Source organism: Nonomuraea sp. SYSU D8015, from assembly GCF_008065375.1.
Classification (GTDB): domain Bacteria; phylum Actinomycetota; class Actinomycetes; order Streptosporangiales; family Streptosporangiaceae; genus Nonomuraea.
Genome location: NZ_VJYI01000006.1, coordinates 28,826 through 45,703, shown reverse-complemented (window position 1 = coordinate 45,703; position 16,878 = coordinate 28,826). Strand labels below are relative to the sequence as shown.

13 protein-coding genes are annotated in these 16,878 nt (G+C 69.4%); 3 read left to right on the top strand and 10 right to left on the bottom strand.

Features of this window, described 5'->3' with window-relative positions:
* Positions 1 to 20 precede the first annotated feature (20 nt).
* The 8 genes from ID574_RS25425 to ID574_RS25390 form a co-directional block, all read right to left on the bottom strand.
* Positions 21 to 1,025: a sugar phosphate isomerase/epimerase family protein gene (locus ID574_RS25425; RefSeq protein ID WP_188191490.1), complete on the bottom strand. Its 1,005-nt coding sequence runs from the start codon at positions 1,023 to 1,025 to the stop codon at positions 21 to 23.
* Between the two features lie 3 nt (positions 1,026 to 1,028).
* A complete protein-coding gene (locus ID574_RS25420; protein WP_188191489.1) occupies positions 1,029 to 2,177 on the bottom strand; it encodes a Gfo/Idh/MocA family protein in 1,149 nt (382 codons plus the stop codon).
* An 11-nt stretch (positions 2,178 to 2,188) separates the two neighbouring features.
* Positions 2,189 to 3,244 (bottom strand): ABC transporter substrate-binding protein, encoded by a 1,056-nt coding sequence (locus ID574_RS25415; RefSeq protein ID WP_188191488.1) that lies wholly within the window; start codon positions 3,242 to 3,244, stop codon positions 2,189 to 2,191.
* Positions 3,241 to 4,248 (bottom strand): ABC transporter permease, encoded by a 1,008-nt coding sequence (locus ID574_RS25410; protein WP_188191487.1) that lies wholly within the window; start codon positions 4,246 to 4,248, stop codon positions 3,241 to 3,243. The genes ID574_RS25415 and ID574_RS25410 overlap by 4 nt, the downstream gene beginning before the upstream one ends.
* On the bottom strand, positions 4,248 to 5,732 hold the full coding sequence (locus ID574_RS25405; protein ID WP_188191486.1) for a sugar ABC transporter ATP-binding protein: 1,485 nt from the start codon (positions 5,730 to 5,732) through the stop codon (positions 4,248 to 4,250). Before ID574_RS25405 ends, ID574_RS25410 begins: the two co-directional genes overlap by 1 nt.
* 55 nt (positions 5,733 to 5,787) lie before the next feature.
* Positions 5,788 to 6,945 (bottom strand): ROK family transcriptional regulator, encoded by a 1,158-nt coding sequence (locus ID574_RS25400; protein WP_188191485.1) that lies wholly within the window; start codon positions 6,943 to 6,945, stop codon positions 5,788 to 5,790.
* 193 nt (positions 6,946 to 7,138) lie between these two features.
* A complete protein-coding gene (locus ID574_RS25395) occupies positions 7,139 to 8,011 on the bottom strand; it encodes an SDR family oxidoreductase (RefSeq protein WP_188191484.1) in 873 nt (290 codons plus the stop codon).
* An 82-nt stretch (positions 8,012 to 8,093) separates the two neighbouring features.
* Positions 8,094 to 9,155: an MBL fold metallo-hydrolase gene (locus ID574_RS25390; RefSeq protein ID WP_188191483.1), complete on the bottom strand. Its 1,062-nt coding sequence runs from the start codon at positions 9,153 to 9,155 to the stop codon at positions 8,094 to 8,096.
* Between the two features lie 37 nt (positions 9,156 to 9,192).
* On the opposite strand from ID574_RS25390, the gene ID574_RS25385 reads away from it, so the two are divergent.
* Positions 9,193 to 10,038 carry a glutathione S-transferase family protein gene (locus ID574_RS25385; RefSeq protein WP_188191482.1) on the top strand — a complete coding sequence of 282 codons (846 nt, stop codon included), beginning with the start codon at positions 9,193 to 9,195 and terminating at the stop codon, positions 10,036 to 10,038.
* Here the strand turns inward: ID574_RS25385 and ID574_RS25380 are convergent.
* Positions 9,986 to 11,422, bottom strand: coding sequence for an MFS transporter (locus ID574_RS25380; RefSeq protein WP_223167056.1), 1,437 nt, complete (start codon positions 11,420 to 11,422; stop codon positions 9,986 to 9,988). The two genes, ID574_RS25385 and ID574_RS25380, sit on opposite strands and share 53 nt — an antisense overlap.
* Positions 11,419 to 11,985: a helix-turn-helix domain-containing protein gene (locus ID574_RS25375; protein ID WP_188191480.1), complete on the bottom strand. Its 567-nt coding sequence runs from the start codon at positions 11,983 to 11,985 to the stop codon at positions 11,419 to 11,421. Before ID574_RS25375 ends, ID574_RS25380 begins: the two co-directional genes overlap by 4 nt.
* A gap of 71 nt (positions 11,986 to 12,056) precedes the next feature.
* Here ID574_RS25375 and ID574_RS25370 point away from each other — a divergent pair, with 71 nt between their 5' ends.
* Positions 12,057 to 12,701 (top strand): B3/B4 domain-containing protein, encoded by a 645-nt coding sequence (locus tag ID574_RS25370; protein ID WP_223167055.1) that lies wholly within the window; start codon positions 12,057 to 12,059, stop codon positions 12,699 to 12,701.
* Between the two features lie 205 nt (positions 12,702 to 12,906).
* The gene (locus ID574_RS25365) at positions 12,907 to 16,545 is read left to right on the top strand and encodes a multifunctional oxoglutarate decarboxylase/oxoglutarate dehydrogenase thiamine pyrophosphate-binding subunit/dihydrolipoyllysine-residue succinyltransferase subunit (RefSeq protein WP_188191478.1); all 3,639 of its coding nucleotides are present in this window, start codon (positions 12,907 to 12,909) and stop codon (positions 16,543 to 16,545) included.
* The last annotated feature ends 333 nt before the right edge of the window (positions 16,546 to 16,878 follow it).

Genomic DNA, 16,878 nt, shown 5'->3' with positions numbered 1-16,878 from the left:
TCTCGTGCCCTGGCAGCCGGTTACGTGGTGGAGAAGGCGGCGTCGAAGGACGTCGCGGGCGGGGTGATGGAGTTGAGCTTGCGGATGTAGGCCAGCGCCTCCCTCGCCCCGTCCAGCCGGTCCATCCCGGCGTCCTCCCACTCGATCGAGATCGGGCCTTCGTACCCGATCGAGTTGAGCGCACGGAAGCAGTCTTCCCACGGCACGTCGCCACGCCCGGTGGAGACGAAGTCCCAGCCGCGCCGCATGTCCGCCCACGGCATGTGCGAGGACAGACGCCCGCGCCGGCCGTCGCCGACGCGCATGCGGGTGTCCTTGCAGTCGACGTGGTAGATGCGGTCCTTGAAGTCGAGGATGAAGCCCACCGGGTCGAGGTCCTGCCAGACCATGTGGGACGGGTCCCAGTTGAGGCCGAACGCCAGACGGTGGTCGATGGCCTCCAGCGTCCGCACCGTCGTGTAGTAGTCGTAGGCGATCTCGCTCGGGTGGACCTCGTGGGCGAAGCGCACGCCCACCTCGTCGAAGACGTCGAGGATGGGGTTCCAGCGGTCGGCGAAGTCCTGGTAGCCGGCGTCGATCGCGGAGGCGGGCACGGGCGGGAACATGGCGACCGTGTGCCAGATGGACGAGCCGGTGAAGCCCACGACGGTGTCGACGCCCAGCAGCGAGGCGGCCCTCGCGGTGTTCTTCATCTCTTCGGCGGCGCGCTGGCGCACGCCCTCGGGCTCTCCGTCGCCCCAGATGCGGGCCGGGAGGATGGCCTTGTGGCGCTCGTCGATGGGGTGGTCGCAGACGGCCTGGCCCACCAGGTGGTTGGAGATCGTCCACACCTTCAGCCCGTGCTTTTCCAGCTGGGCCTTCTTCTGCTCCACGTACGACGGGTCCGCCATGGCCTGGGCCACGTCGAAGTGGTCGCCGGAGCAGGCGATCTCGAGCCCGTCGTAGCCCCATTCGGCCGCCAGCCGGCACATCTCCTCGAACGGCAGGTCGGCCCACTGCCCGGTGAACAGCGTGACTGGTCGCATATGTCAATCCTCCACGTTGGTGTAGCGGCTGCCCTCAGCCGCGCTCCGCTCGACCGCCTCCAGCACCCGCTGCACCCGCAGCCCGTCGGCGAAGGACGGCACGGGGTCGGTCCCGGTGGCGATCGCCTCCAGGAAGTCCTTGATCTCGTGGGTGAAGGTGTGCTCGTAGCCGAGCCCGTGCCCGGGCGGCCACCAGGCGCCCACGTACGGATGATCGGGCTCGGTGACCAGGATCCGCTCGAACCCGCCGCCGGAGCTGAACCACAGCTCGTTCATGGACTCGAAGTCGAACGCCAGGCTGCCGAGCTGGCCGTTGATCTCGATGCGCATGGCGTTCTTGCGACCGGTCGCGAAGCGGGTGGCCTCGAACGAGGCCAGCGCCCCGCCCGACATCCGGCCGATGAACAGCGCGGCGTCGTCGACCGTGACCTCGCCCATGGCCTCCGTACGGGTGGCGCCCAGCCCGGCCGACTCGCCCGCCAGCGGGCGCTGCTTGATGAAGGTCTCCGTCAGCGCCGACACACCGACGACGTGCTGCCCGGTGATGAACTCGGCCGCGTCCACGATGTGGGAGCCGATGTCGCCGAGCGCCCCGGCCCCGGCTTTGTCCTTCTGCAGCCGCCACACCAGCGGGAACTCGGGATCGACGATCCAGTCCTGAAGGTATTGGGTCCGGACGTGCCGGATCTCGCCGAGCTTGCCCTCCTCGACGTACCGGCGGGCGAGCGCGACCGCGGGCACCCGCCGGTAGTTGAAGGCCACCATGCTCTTGCCGGGGGCTTCGGCGGCGGCCCGCACCATGGCCTCGGCCTCGGCGACGGTGTTGGCCAGCGGCTTCTCGCAGATCACGTGCTTGCCGGCGGCGAGCGCGGCGATGGCGATCTCGGCGTGCGAGTCGCCGGGCGTGCAGATGTCGACGATCTGCACGTCGTCACGCTGGACCAGCGCTCTCCAGTCCGTCTCCACGGCGTCCCAGCCGAGCTGCGCGGCGGCGGCCTCGGTGCGCTCCTTCGACCGGCCGGCGAGCACCGCCATGCGGGGCGCCAGCGGCAGGTCGAAGAACGCCCCCACGCTCCGCCAGGCCTGGGAGTGGACGCGGCCCATGAACGCGTAGCCGACCATGCCCACGCCGATGGTGGTCTTGTCTGACATGCAACCCCCGATCAGGATTCGAAGCCGAGTGCCAGGTACTTCTCGACGTTATCCTTCGTAATGGTCTCGGATGCGAGCGTGATGGACTGGGGCACCTGGTTTTCCACCAGGTCACTCATGCCCTTCCCCTGAGCGATCAAGCGGGCCAGTTTGATGGCCGAGGAGGCCATCGTGGGGCTGTAGGTGACGGTGGCCTTCAGCACCGACGTGCCCGACTGGATCTCCTTCATCGCGTTGAGCGAGCCGGCCCCGCCCACCATGATGAACTCGTCGCGGTTGGCCTCCTTGATCGCGGCCAGCACGCCGACGCCCTGGTCGTCGTCGTGGTTCCACAGCGCGTCGATCTTCTTGTGCGCCTGGAGCAGCGAGGTGGCCACCTGGTTGCCCGTCTCGACGGTGAACTTGGCGTCCTGCTTGGCCGTGACGCTGAAGCCGTACGTCTTCAGTGCGTCGGCGAAGCCCCTGCTGCGGTCCTGCGTCAGAGGCAGCGTGGCGATGCCCTGGATCTCGACGATCACCGGGTTGGTCACGCCCTTGTCCTTGAGCTGCTTGCCGATGAAGTGCCCGGCCGCGACGCCCATGCCGTAGTTGTCGCCGCCGATCCACGTTCGATATGCCAGCTTGTCCGGAAATATCCGGTCGAGGTTGACGACCGGGATCCCCGCCTCCGTGGCCTGCAGTGCGACCTGGTTCAACTGCTGGCCGTCGTTCGGCAGGATCACCAGCGCGTTCACCTTCTGCGCGATCAACGACTCGACCGCGGAGATCTGCTGGTTGATGTCGTTCGTGGGCTCGACGGGCTTGAAATCGATGTCGGAATACTGCTTCGCGGTGCTCTCGGCGTTCTTGGCGATCGCCGCGATCCACCCGTGGTCGGCCGCCGGTGCGGAGAACCCGATGGTGACCTTCGTGCCCGGCTGGTCGTTGCCGCTGGCCGCCGGGGCGGGCGCCGGGGCCGCGCTGGTGGGCGAGGCCGCAGGCTCGTTGCTGGTGCAGCCGGCCGCCAGGAGCACGGCCCCGCCGACGAGGAATCCCCTGCGCGCGACGTTCTCGTTCTTCTCGCTCATGGTGCTCTCTCCTTCAGGTTCCGCCGCTGGAGAAGAACCGCGACGACGATGATCAGGCCCTTGGCGATCAGCTGGTCGCTCGTGTTGAGGCCGTTGAGGATGAACAGGTTCGTGATGAGGGTGAAGATCAGCAGGCCCAGAATCGAGCCCATGATCGTCCCTCGCCCCCCGGTGAGGAGCGTGCCGCCGATGATCACGGCGGCGATGGCGTCGAGTTCGTACAGGTCGCCGTGTGTGGACGAGCCCGTCGTGGTCCTGGCCATGATGAGGATGGCGGCGATGCCGCAGCACAGCCCGGACAGCGCGTAGAGCAGCATCGTGTGCCTGCGCACGTCGATGCCGGCCAGCCGGGCCGCCTCGGGGTTGCCCCCGACCGCGTACGTCCGCCGCCCGAACGTCGTGCGGTTGAGCAGGATCCACCCCAGCACCACGACCAGGGCGAAGATGTAGACCAGCAGCGGGATGCCAAGCACCCGCGTGGTCGACAGGTCGACAATCGCGGAGTTCTCCGGCTGGATGAGCTGCGTCTTGCGGTCGGACATGCGCTGCGCCAGACCCCGGGCGGCCACGAGCATGGCGAGCGTGGCGATGAACGGCACCAGCCGCCCGTACGCGATCAGCAGCCCGTTGACCAGCCCCGCCCCGGTGCCGACGAGGATCGCGCACATCGCCATGACCCATGGACCGTACGACTGCGTGGCCAAGGTCGTCGCCCAGACCGAGGCGAGCGCCATGACCGCGCCCACCGACAGGTCGATGCCACCCCCGATGATCACGAACGTGGCGCCGACCGTGATCACGCCGATGGTGGCGGCCAGCGACAGGATGCTGACCAAGTTGGAGGTCGTGGCGAAGTTCTCCGGACGGGTGACCAGCCCCACGACCACCAGCAGCGCGAGCGCTCCGAGCAGGCCGAGATGGCGCATCTCACCGAGCCCGAGGCCACGCGCCGCAGCCGGCAGGGCCGCTCCCGCGCGAGGCCGGTCCGTTGTGGGCTCGCTCATCAGGCCGCCCTCCCATTCATGATCATGTCGAGTACGTCGTGCTCGTCCAGCTCCGCGGCGTCGCCCTGATGGATGACCGTCCCCTCGCGCAGCACCAGCACCCGGTCGGCGAGGCCGAGCACCTCGGGCACCTCGCTGGAGACCAGCAGCACGCCGATGCCCCGCTCGGCCAGCTCGTGGATGACCGCGTACAGCTCCGCCCTGGCCCCCACGTCCACGCCCCTGGTGGGCTCGTCGAGCAGGAGCAGCTTGCGGCCGCCGAGCAGCCAGCGGGCGAGCACGGCCTTCTGCTGGTTGCCGCCCGACAGGGTCCTGATCGGGCGCTCGGGGTCGGGCGGGCGGATGTCCAGCATTTCCGACAACCGCTTGGCCTCGGCGCGCTCCCGCTTGCGGTCGATCCAGCCGAACTTCGCGAACCCCGGCAGGCTGCCCAGCGTGATGTTCGCCGTGACGCTCTGGTCGAGGAGGAGTGCCTGGGCCTTGCGTTCCTCGGGGGCCAGGCCCATGCCGCGCCTGACGGTGCCGACGACGCCGCGGCGCACCGGCTCACCGCCGAGCAGGACGCGGCCGGTGGCGGGGCGGGCTCCGTACACCGCTTCCAGGATCTCCGAGCGGCCCGAGCCGACGAGCCCGGCCAGCCCGACGATCTCCCCCGCCCGCACCGAGAACGACACGTCGGCGAAGACGCCCGGCGAGGTCAGGCCCTCGACGCGGAGCACCTCCTCGCCCAGCTCGCGGCCGCCCCGCGGCGGGAAGACGTACTCGACGTTCCTGCCGGTCATGAGGGACACGATCTGGGCGGTGGGCGTGTCGCGGGCCGGCAGGCCGACCGCGACCGTGCGGCCGTCCTTCAGCACGGTGACCCGGTCGCCGATCTCGCGGATCTCCTCCAGGCGGTGGGAGATGTAGACGACGGCCACCCCCTGGGCGGTGAGCTCGCGGATGATGCGGAAGAGGTTCGCGACCTCGTCGTGGGCGAGGGCGGCGGACGGCTCGTCCATGATGATCAGCCGGGCGTCGTGGGAGAGCGCCCTGGCCATCGAGACGACCTGCTTGGCGGCCGGGGACAGCCGCCCGACCTCGGCCGCCGGGCGGATCTCGGGGTGGCCGAGCCGCTCCAGCACCTCGCGGGCGGCTTTCCTGGCGGCCGCCCGCTGCACGAAGCCGAAGCGGGCGTGCTCGTGGCCGAGGAAGATGTTCTCCGCCACGCTGAGCCCGTCGACCAGGTCCAGCTCCTGGTAGATGGTGGCGAAGCCGAGCTTGATGGCGTCGATCGGGCTGCCCGGCCGCACCTGCTCGCCGTTGAAGACGATCGTGCCCTCGTCCGGCTGGTGCACTCCGGCCAGAACCTTGATCAGGGTGGACTTGCCGGCGCCATTCTGGCCGAGCAGGCAGTGCACCTCGCCCGCCCGCACATCCAGGTCGACCCCGTCCAGCGCGCGCACGCCGGGGAACTGCTTGACGATGCCCTTCATGACCAGCATCGGTGGTCCTTATCTGTATCTGTCAGGCGTTTTTGTCTGTGTCAGGCGTTTGGCTTCAGGCATTGACGATGCGGTTGATGTTGTCCGGTGACAGGTAGTGCTCGATGGCGAGCAGTCCCGCGCCGAGCGCGGCGGCGTTGATGCCCGTACGGCTCGGGGTGATCGACAGGTGGTGCGTGGCCAGCGGGAGCGACCTGCGGTAGACCGTCTCCCTGATGCCGGCCAGGAGGTGCTCGTGCACCCGCGACAGCGCGCCGCCGATGACGATGACCTCGGGGTTGAAGAAGTTGACCAGGCTGGCCAGCACCTCGCCGACGAGCCGGCCGGCCTCCCTGACCAGGCGCAGCGCCTGCGTGTTGCCCGACTGCACGAGCGCCACGACGTCGGCTCCGGTCTCGGCCGGCAGCCCCAGCTCGCTCAGCCGGCGGGCGATCGCGGCCCCACCGGCCACGGCCTCCAGGCACGCGCTGTTGCCGCAGCGGCAGCCGGCGTCGTCGTGCCCGCTGACCCTGATGTGGCCGATGTCGCCGGCCGAGCCTTGGGCGCCCCTGTGCAGCTTGCCGTCGGCCACGATGCCGCAGCCGATGCCGGTGCCGACCTTGACGAACAGCAGGTGGTTGATGCCCTGGAAGGCGTTGCGGTGCTCGCCCAGCGCCATCACGTTGACGTCGTTGTCGACCAGGACGTTGACGCCGTCGAAGTACTCGGGGATGGGGTAGTCGTTCCAGCCGGGCATGATCGGCGGGTTGTTGGGCCGCCCGGTGGCGAACTCCACCGGCCCCGGCACCCCGATGCCGACCGCGCGCAGCGTCGCCCGCGTGCGTCGGACCTGGCCGAGCAGCCGTTCGAGCCGCTGGTCCACGTGCGCGAGCACCTTTTCCGGGCCCTCGCCGATCTGCAGCGAGTCCTCGCACTCGGCGAGCACATTGCCTGAGATGTCCATCAACGCGACCCGGCAGTGCGTGGCGCCCAGGTCGACGCCCGCGAAGGCGTGGTCCTCGGTCTGGAGCCGTAACTGGCGCGGCGGCCTCCCGCCGGTGGACTCGCCGCTCTCGGTCTCCTCGACCAGGCCACGCTCGATCAGCGCGTCCACGCGTTGAGAGATGGTGGACCTGGCCAGGCCCGTGAGCCTCGCCAGATCGGAACGGGTCGTCGCCGAACCCGCACTGATCAACGTCAGCACATCACCGGCGGAGCCCGGCTGGGGGGTCATGTCGCGACAATAAGATCACTGTTGCGGCAAATCAAGAGTGAGAATCGACCAAACTCCCCTTACTTACGCCGGAGATCGAACAAAGACGGGTTTGTCAGATATTTCGGGCGCACCGGCCTCCGGTCTTGCCGGCAGACGCGAGGGGCCGCCCGCCGTCACGGACGGAGACCGGCCCCCGGCGCACGGCGGGAGGTCAGATCATCGCCTTCATCGAGTCGCCGGCCGTGAGCACGTAGGGCTGCTCGGCCATGATCGACTCCCAGTTGCCGGCGATCGCCTCGGGCGTGATGTCGTCGTCCTTCCAGCCCGGCCCCTCGGCCACGAAGACCCGCGCCACCCGGCCTCCGCCCACGGTGAAGACCTCGCCGCTGACGTCGCACGACTCGTGCACGAGGTACGCCACCAGCGCACTCACCCGCTCCGGCGTGAACTTGGCCTCGAACTCGGCCGGCAGCAGCGACTCGGTCATCCTGGTCCAGGCGACGGGCGCGATGGCGTTGGCCTTGATGCCGTTGCGCGCGCCCTCGATGCCCAGCGTCTTGGTCAGCCCGACCAGCCCCATCTTGGCGGTCGAGTAGTTGGCCTGCCCAAAGTTTCCGAAAAGCCCCGCCGGGCTGGAGGTGTTGACGACGCGCCCATAGCCGGCCGCCTTCATGATCGGGTAGGCGGCGTGGCTGACGAGGAACGACCCGCGCACGTGCACGGCCATGACCGCGTCGAACTCTTCGACCGTCATCTTCCCGAACGACTTGTCCCGCAGGATGCCGGCGTTGTTGACGACGATGTCGACCGTGCCGAACGTGTCCACGGCCGCCTGCACGATGGCCCGCGCCCCCTCGGGGGTGGCGACGTTGTCGGCGTTCGCGATGGCCTGTCCGCCGTTCTTCGTGATGAGCTCGACGACCTCGGCGGCGGGCCCGGCGGAGGCTCCCGTGCCGTCGAGGGCTCCTCCGAGGTCGTTGACGACGACCTTGGCGCCCCGCTCTGCCAGCAGGAGCGCGTGCGCCTTGCCGAGGCCGTGCCCGGCCCCCGTGACGATCGCGACTCTGTCATCGAACCGAAGCATCGAACCTCCAGCGCAGGAGAACAACGTTCTAGTACGAGTACCATAACGCGCGCCGAGGCCGGTGTTACTGATCGTCTCGGCGTCATGTGGCGGCGTGCCACAGCTCCGGCTCGCCCGGCACTCTCGTCACCCGTCCCTTGGCCGCCAGCCAGGCCAGATGCGCCAGCGTCTCGTTGTTGGCCGCGCGCCGCATGAACGGCGGGATCGTCTCCCACGGCCGCGACCAGCTCAGCCGGGTGGCCACGGCCCAGCACGTGACGCCGTCGCCGGCGGCGACCACCCGTTCGATCTCGGCCAGGCGCTCGTCGTGATGCGCGATCACGGTGTCCACGCGCTCGGCCAGCTCCAGGAACCGGAATTCGTGCGCGGGCAGCACCTCGTCGACGTCCAGCTTGCGCACGGCGGCCAGCGCGTCGAGGTAGTCGGCGAGCGGGTTCGGCCCGGACTGGGGGTGCACGGCCACGATCGGAGTGATCTTCGCCAGCACGTGGTCGCCGGAGAACAGCAGCCTGCGCTCCGGCGAGACGAAGCACAGGTGACCGGGCGAATGGCCGGGGGTCCAGACCGCCCTCAGGTCCCAGCCGGGCAGGCGGAGCTCGTCGCCGTCCTCGACCAGCCGGTCGGGCCTCGCCATCGAGACCATGTGCCTGATCATCATGGACGCGCCGGCCAGCTCGTCCAGCGTCAGCGGCGGCACCCCGCAGCGGGCCAGCAGCGCGCGTTCCCGCTGGACCAGGGAGTCGATGGCCTCCTCGTCGTAGCGCTCGCGGACCAGGCGGGCGTCGGCCGGATGCAGGGCGATCCAGGCGCCCGACACCTCGCGGACGCGCCCGGCCAGGCCGTAGTGGTCGGGGTGGATGTGGGTGACGAGCACGCCCTTGACGTCGGTGATGGAGTAGCCGGCCACGCCGAGCCCGGCGACGAGCGCGTCGTACGCCTCGTCGGTGTTCCAGCCGGCGTCCACGATCGCCACGCCGTCGGGCAGTTCGAGGACGTAGACGAGGACGTACCGAAGGGGGTTGACCGGGATCGGCACCGGGACCGACCACAGTCCCGGGCGCACCCGCTCGACCTCCGGGATCGCCCCGCTCACCCACGCCTCCCGCTGCGCGTGGCTGGCAGGGGTCACCGCAAATCTGGCCATGCACCTGATTGTGCCCGAACCATGTTCTACTGGACCCATGAAGCTGAGCCGCGAGATCTCAGACGATGGCCGCTTCGTCCGGCGGCCGAACCGTTTCACCGAACGGCTCGGCCCTCCGGAGCCGGGCAGGTACCGTGTCTACGCCTCCTACGCCTGCCCGTGGTCGCAGCGCGTGCTGATCGTCCGAAAGCTCCTGGGCCTGGAGGACCTGCTGGACGTCGTGATCGTCGACCCCATCCGCGACGAGAAGGGCTGGCGGATCCCCGGCGGCGACCCGGAGTACCTGTCGGAGCTCTACCACGCCAGCGACCCCGGCTACGAGGGCCGCGTCACCGTCCCCTGCGTCTGGGACACCAGGGACAAGCGGATCGTCACCAACGACTTCCCGCAGATCACCCTCGACCTTGAGACGTCATGGGCCACGTCGCCCGACCTCTATCCGGAACGCCTCCGCCCCGACATCGACATCATGAACGACCGCCTCTATCACGGCCTCAACAACGCGGTGTACGAGGCGGGCTTCGCCCGCGGCCAGCAGGCGTACGAGGAGGCGGTGGCGCGGGTCTTCACCACGCTCGACTTCCTGGAGGTGCGCCTGGCGGAGTCGGAGTTTCTCTTCGACACCCTCACCGAGAGCGACGTGCGCCTCTACGTGACCCTGGCCAGGTTCGACACCGTCTACTACGCGCACTTCAAGTGCATGGTGCGGCGGCTGACGGACTACCCGGCGCTGTGGGCGTACGCGCGCAGGCTGTACGCGATCCCGGCCTTCGGCGAGACCACCGACTTCGACGAGATCAAGCGCCACTACTACGTCACCCAGACCAATATCAACCCGAGCCGGATCGTGCCGGTGGGGCCGCAACTCGACTGGAGCCTCTAGCCGCGGGCATCCGCACGAACAGCAGGGCCGAGGCCAGCATCACCGCGGCGGCCACGGCCCACGCGGCGGCCACGCCCGCCTGGGTCGCCAGCGCGCCGAGCGTCAGGTTGGCCATGATTCCGCCGGACTGCAGGGACAGGGAGGCCGTCGAGCTCACAGTGGTGCGCTCGGCGGCGGTGACCGCGTTGTGCGTCATCTCCAGGCACAGCAGCCCGGTCACGCCGCCGCCGACGAAGAGGCTGACGTAGGCACCCCCGGCGGTCAGGAGCCCGGCGGCGCCGCCGAGCCCAGCCGTGGCGGCCAGCGTGCCCACCGACAGCGCGGTCAGGACGGATCCCGCGATCGCCCCCCGTGCCGAGCCGCCGACCAGCCGGGCCACGCGGGGAGCGAGCGTGCTGCCCGCCGCGCTGCCGGCGAACCCCAGCGCGGCGACGGCGGCGTAGGCCATGCTGCCCTGCTCGGCCGTCCCCGCCAACTCGGCGAGGCGGCCCGGCGTGAGCAGTTCGATGGACATCAGCATCACGCCGGAACTCGCCGAGGCGATCAGGAGGCGGCGCAGCATCGGTCCGCCGGCCGCCAGCCGCACGCCGGCGGTCACCGTGGCGGGCACCTCGCGCAGCACGCTCGCCAGGGACCTGTGGGCATGGGGCGGCTCGGGCAGCGCGAGCAGCACCACGACCAGCAGCACCGCCGCCGCCACCGCGCCCACCAGGCTCGGCGCGGCCAGCGGGAACATCAGCTCCGGCGGCACCAGGAGCGGCAGGCCGCCGCCGGCCAGCACGCCGACGCACAACGCCACCGATTCCATGGCGCCGCCGCGGGCCAGCCCCGGCTTGAGGTCGGCGTCGTGGCCCTCGACGCGGTGCAGCGTGTCGACGTACCAGGAGGCGGCGGGCCCGCTGGACAGCGCCCTGGCCACACCTTTGAGCACGCCGCTCAGCAGGAACATCCAGAACGTCGTGGACACACTCATCAACGCGAGCGCGGCCGTCAAGAACGCGGCGGAGGCGGCCAGCACCACGCGCCGCCCGACGACGTCGGCCAGGCCGCCTGTGGGCAGTTCCAGGCTGACGGTGACGATCGAGAACGCGGTCACCACCAGGCCGATCTGGGCCAGGCTGAGACCTCGCCCGGTCATCAGCAGCACCATCGAGGGCATCATCAGCCCGAGCGGCAGCCAGGTCAGGAAGCTGACGAGCGCGTAGCGGCGTAAGGCGGAGCGGCGAACGTTCAGGCCCGAGAGCGGTAGCCCGCGTGACCAGCGAGGGCCGAGTGAGCGCGACCATTCAACACAGCTGCGGCGAACGTTCAGGCCCGAGAGCGGTAGCCCGCGTGACCAGCGAGGGCCGAGTGAGCGCGACCATCTAACGCGGCGGGCGGTCATGGCTCCTCCTGGGGTGCGCGGGGAACGGCGCCGTGCCAGACGTGGACTCTTGTGGCGGCTGGGTCGTCCGCGTAGCGGGCGGCGAGTTCGTTCAGCAGTTCCTCGGCCTTGTGGCTGAACTCGCGCAACGCGGCGGGCGGCAGCGTGAAGATGTGGTCGTTCATCCCGGCGACGTCCACCCACTCCCGGGACCAGTCGGCGAGGTCGAACTCCTCCATCACCCGCCTGACCAGGTCGGCCTGGCGCATATGGATGATCCGCACGGCCTCGCGACCCTCGGCGGTGGCGGACATCTCGGCGGAGTCCCACGAGGTGTAGCGGTGGCGGGGCCGCCAGCGGCGCTCGCGGCCGTCGCGCTGCTCGGGATCCTCCTCGATGAAGCCGTACTTGAACAGCTCGCGCAGGTGGTAGCTGGTCGAGCCGGAGCTCTCGCCGAGCTTGCGGCCGAGCTCGCTGGCGGTGGCCGGGCCGTCGGTACGCAGCAGGCCGAGCAGGCGCACCCGCAGCGGATGGGCCACCGCCTTCAGCACCTGCGGATCACTGATCTTGTATCGCTCCTCCACGAAACCCACGGTAAACCGCAAAGCCAATTTTGCAAAGAGAATTTTGCGGTATGGGCTCATACACTGAACCGGTGCTCGATGACATCTGGGTGGACGACGGCGTTTTCGACCTTCGTCCGGACTTCACAGTGCTGCTCATGACCGCGCACGGCCTGCGCAACGGGCCCACCGACGACCGCTCCCGTGCGTGGCTGGCGGCGGCCTCCGAGGCGGAGGCGCAGACCGCGAAGATCGACGCATGGAAGGACGCCTACCGGGCGTTCGGGGCCAAGCCGCAGCGCACCAGGCCCTCGGTCGACGCCCTCACCCGCAGGATGCCGCTGCCGGAGATCAACCGGGCCGTTGACGCGTACAACTCGATCAGCGTGAAGCACGCGCTGCCGATCGGCGGCGAGGACCTCGACCATTACGTCGGCCCCGCGCGGCTGATCAGGGCCACCGGCGACGAGGCCTCGGAGGAGGCGCTGGGGCGGCCCGAGCCCGGCGAGGTGATCTGGCGCGACGACGTCGGCGTCACCTGCCGCCGGTGGAACTGGCGCCAGTGCGTGCGCACCCGGCTCACCGAGGAGACCACCAACGCGATCTTCCTGCTGGAACGCCTGGAGCCGATGTCCCTGGAGGAGCTCAAGGAGGCCGGCGAGGAGCTTGCCGACCTTCTGTCCGAGTTGTCCCCTGACGTGCGGATCGCTAGCAGATTGATGTCCAGAGGGAAATAAACCCCTCGTCCTAGCGTTGATACCAAACAGTAATAAAAGCTGCACCACCCGGATTGGGGAGGGCGGTCGTGACCTCTTTGCGCGCTCCTGAGAGGATCGGGCGAGGCGGCACGGGCTCTTCGGCGCGCGCTGCCGGTCCGGGCGAGTAGCCTTGGACAGGTTCTCTAACATCAACGCCGATCTGCGGAAGAGGGCGATTTCCGCCGTGTCGTCTGAGTCGTCGCGGACAAACCCGCTGGCAAGCTTTGGTCAGAACGAGTGGCTTGTCGACGAGCTGTATCAGAAGTACCTCCAGGACCCCGAGTCGGTCGACAAGGCCTGGTGGAACTTTTTCGCTGACTACAACCCTGATTACGGACCGGGCCGAACCCCGGTCAGGGAGGCGGCGAACGGCACTGTGACCGCCCCCGCCCCCTCCCCGGCGCCACCCAAGGCGCCTCCGGCGGCCGAGAAGCCGAAGCAGCCCGCCACCCCGGTGCCCAAGGGCGCCGAGGAGGTCAAGCTGCGCGGCGCCGCGGCCCGCACGGCGGCCAACATGGACCTCTCGCTGTCGGTTCCGACGGCGACGAGCGTGCGCGCCATCCCGGCCAAGCTGCTCATCGACAACCGCATTGTGATCAACAATCACCTCAAGCGGGGCCGCGGCGGCAAGGTCTCCTTCACCCACCTGATCGGCTTCGCGATCGTCAAGGCGCTGAAGGCCATGCCGGAGATGAACTACTCCTACGCGGAGATCGACGGCAAGCCCACGCTGATCAAGCCCGAGCACGTCGGCTTCGGGCTGGCGATCGACGTCCAGAAGAGCAACGGCGAGCGCCAGCTCCTCGTGCCCTCGATCAAGGGCGCCGAGGAGATGGACTTCCGGCAGTTCTGGATGGCGTACGAGGACATCGTCCGCAAGGCCCGTGCGGGCAAGCTGGGCGTCGACGACTTCTCCGGCACCACGATCTCGCTGACCAACCCGGGCACCATTGGCACGGTGCATTCCGTGCCGCGCCTGATGCCCGGCCAGGGCACCATCATCGGCGTCGGCGCGATGGAATACCCGGCCGAATACCAGGGCGCCTCCCCCGACACGCTGTCGCGGCTGGCGGTCTCCAAGGTCATGACGCTGACCAGCACCTACGACCACCGGATCATCCAGGGCGCCCAGTCGGGCGACTTCCTGCGCCAGATCCACCGGCTGCTCCTCGGCGAGGACGGCTTCTACGACGAGATCTTCGAGGCGCTGCGGATCCCGTACGAGCCGGTCCGCTGGGTCCAGGACATCTCGGCCTCCCACGACGACGACGTGGCCAAGTCCGCCCGCGTGATCGAGCTGATCCACGCCTACCGCGTGCGCGGCCACCTGATGGCCGAGACCGACCCGCTCGAATACAAGCAGCGCAAGCACCCCGACCTCGACATCCAGTCGCACGGGCTGACGCTGTGGGACCTGGAGCGCGAGTTCGCCACGGGCGGTTTCGGCGGCCGTCCGCTGATGAAGCTGCGCGAGATCCTGGGCGTGCTGCGCGACTCCTACTGCCGCACGGTCGGCATCGAGTACATGCACATCCAGAACCCCGAGGAGCGGGCCTGGATCCAGGCGCGGGTGGAGAAGCCGCACAAGTCGCCCGAGCGTGACGAGCAGCTCAACATCCTGTCGCGGCTCAACACCGCCGAGGCGTTCGAGACGTTCCTGCAGACGAAGTTCGTCGGCCAGAAGCGCTTCTCGCTCGAGGGCGGCGAGTCCCTGATCCCGCTGCTCGACTCGGTGATCAGCGACGCCGCCGACGAGGGCCTCGACGAGGTCGTCATCGGCATGGCCCACCGCGGCCGGCTCAACGTGCTGGCCAACATCGTGGGCAAGTCGTACGCCCAGATCTTCGGCGAGTTCGAGGGCAACATCGACCCGCGCACCGCGCACGGCTCCGGCGACGTGAAATACCACCTGGGCGCGACGGGCACGTTCACCGCGCCGAGCGGCAACACGATCACAGCCTCCGTGGTCGCCAACCCCTCCCACCTGGAGGCGGTCAACCCGGTCCTCGAGGGCGTCGTCCGCGCCAAGCAGGACCTCCTGGAGCGCGGCGAGGAGGGCTTCAGCGTCCTGCCCGTCCTCATCCACGGCGACGCCGCCTTCGCCGGCCAGGGCGTCGTGGCCGAGACGCTCAACCTGTCGCAGCTGCGCGGCTACCGCACCGGCGGCACCGTGCACGTGGTGGTCAACAACCAGGTCGGCTTCACGACCTCACCCGCCTCGTCCAGGTCGTCGGTCTACGCCACCGACGTGGCCCGGATGATCCAGGCACCGATCTTCCACGTCAACGGCGACGACCCCGAGGCCGTGGTGCGCGTGGGCGAGCTGGCCTACGAATACCGCCAGGCGTTCCGCAAGGACGTCGTCATCGACCTCATCTGCTACCGCCGCCGCGGCCACAACGAGGGCGACAACCCGGCCTTCACCCAGCCGCTGATGTACGACCTGATCGACGCCAAGCGCTCGACCCGCAAGCTCTACACCGAGGCGCTGATCGGCCGGGGCGACATCACGGTCGAGGAGGCCGAGTCGGCGCTGCGCGACTACCAGGCCAAGCTGGAGCAGGCCTTCACCGAGGTCCGCGAGGCGGCGAAGAAGCCTCAGGAGGCGGCCGCGATGCGGGTGCCGCCGACCGAGGTCGTCAAGTGGTCGCACGACGACACGCCTACCGCGATCACCCACGAGACGCTCAAGCGCATCGTCGACACCCAGCTCAACCTGCCCGAGGGCTTCACGCCGCACCCGCGCCTGGCGCCGGTGCTGCAGCGCCGCGGCCAGATGGTCGAGCAGGACGCGATCGACTGGGCGATGGGCGAGACGCTGGCGTTCGGCTCGCTGCTGCTCGACGGCCACCCGGTGCGCCTGGTCGGCCAGGACTCCCGGCGCGGCACGTTCACCCAGCGCCACGCCGTCCTGGTCGACCGGATGACCGGCGCCGACCACACGCCGCTCAAGGCGTTCAACCAGGGCACCACGAAGTTCTACGTCTACGACTCGCTGCTCAGCGAGTTCGCGGCGCTCGGCTTCGAGTACGGCTACAGCGTCGTCCGCCCGGACGCCCTGGTCTGCTGGGAGGCGCAGTTCGGCGACTTCGTCAACGGCGCCCAGACGATCATCGACGAGTTCATCTCGTCCGGTGAGCAGAAGTGGGGTCAGAAGTCCTCGGTCGTGCTGCTGCTGCCGCACGGCTACGAGGGCCAGGGCCCCGACCACTCCTCGGCCCGCATCGAGCGCTTCCTGCAGGTCTGCGCGCTCGACAACATGACGGTCGCGCAGCCCACCACTCCGGCCAACTACTTCCACCTGCTGCGCTGGCAGGTGGAGTCGGAGCGGCACAAGCCGCTGATCGTCTTCACGCCGAAGTGGCTGCTGCGCCACAAGGCGGCCACGTCCAAGGCGTCCGACTTCACCTCGGGCACCTTCCAGCCGGTCCTCGGCGACACGACCGTCGACCCGGCCAAGGTGGCCAAGGTCGTCCTCTGCTCCGGCAAGCTCTACTACGAGCTGGCCGCGCAGCGCGACAAGCTGGGCCGCGACGACGTCGCCCTGGTCCGCCTGGAGCGGCTCTACCCGTTCCCGGGCGAGGAGCTGGCCGCCGAGCTGGGCCGCTACTCCGCGCAGGCGGAGCTGATCTGGGCCCAGGACGAGCCGGTCAACATGGGGCCGTGGCCCTACCTGACGCTCAAGCTGGCCGAAGACCCGCAGACGCTGGGCGGCCGGCCGGTGCGCCGGGTGTCGCGCACGCCCAACAGCTCCCCGGCGACGGGCTCGCACAACGCCCACGACAACGAGCTGGAGGAGATCCTCCACCAGGTGTACGCCTGACCTGCTGAATTGGCAGTCGTCAGCAGCTGATCAGCTGTTGGCGACTGCCAATTTGGTAGGTGGCGCACGCCCCCGACCGGCCTCACGCACCGACAGTGGTGGCTCGGACTCAAGATGGCTCGGGTGTGCCGATCCGGCCACTCCGATCGCGACTGATCGCCCTTCTCGCCCACGCCGCCGACCACCCGGCCGCTGAATACACCGTGGCTTCCCATGCCTCCAGCCACGGAGCCGTGCTCCAGACCGCCAGAACGGACCTCCGTGAGCTGGAGCATCGTGGGCTACTGACTAGAGTCGAGCGAGGGCGGGCCGACACGTGGATTCCGGTCGGCG

Coding starts and splice junctions, on each gene's coding strand:
- ID574_RS25400 (WP_188191485.1), bottom strand. CDS start 6,945: ATGACCCCCCAGCCGGGCTCCGCCGGTGATGTGCTGACGTTGATCAGT.
- ID574_RS25395 (WP_188191484.1), bottom strand. CDS start 8,011: ATGCTTCGGTTCGATGACAGAGTCGCGATCGTCACGGGGGCCGGGCAC.
- ID574_RS25380 (WP_223167056.1), bottom strand. CDS start 11,422: ATGACCGCCCGCCGCGTTAGATGGTCGCGCTCACTCGGCCCTCGCTGG.
- ID574_RS25410 (WP_188191487.1), bottom strand. CDS start 4,248: ATGAGCGAGCCCACAACGGACCGGCCTCGCGCGGGAGCGGCCCTGCCG.
- ID574_RS25405 (WP_188191486.1), bottom strand. CDS start 5,732: ATGCTGGTCATGAAGGGCATCGTCAAGCAGTTCCCCGGCGTGCGCGCG.
- ID574_RS25390 (WP_188191483.1), bottom strand. CDS start 9,155: ATGGCCAGATTTGCGGTGACCCCTGCCAGCCACGCGCAGCGGGAGGCG.
- ID574_RS25415 (WP_188191488.1), bottom strand. CDS start 3,244: ATGAGCGAGAAGAACGAGAACGTCGCGCGCAGGGGATTCCTCGTCGGC.
- ID574_RS25385 (WP_188191482.1), top strand. CDS start 9,193: ATGAAGCTGAGCCGCGAGATCTCAGACGATGGCCGCTTCGTCCGGCGG.
- ID574_RS25425 (WP_188191490.1), bottom strand. CDS start 1,025: ATGCGACCAGTCACGCTGTTCACCGGGCAGTGGGCCGACCTGCCGTTC.
- ID574_RS25420 (WP_188191489.1), bottom strand. CDS start 2,177: ATGTCAGACAAGACCACCATCGGCGTGGGCATGGTCGGCTACGCGTTC.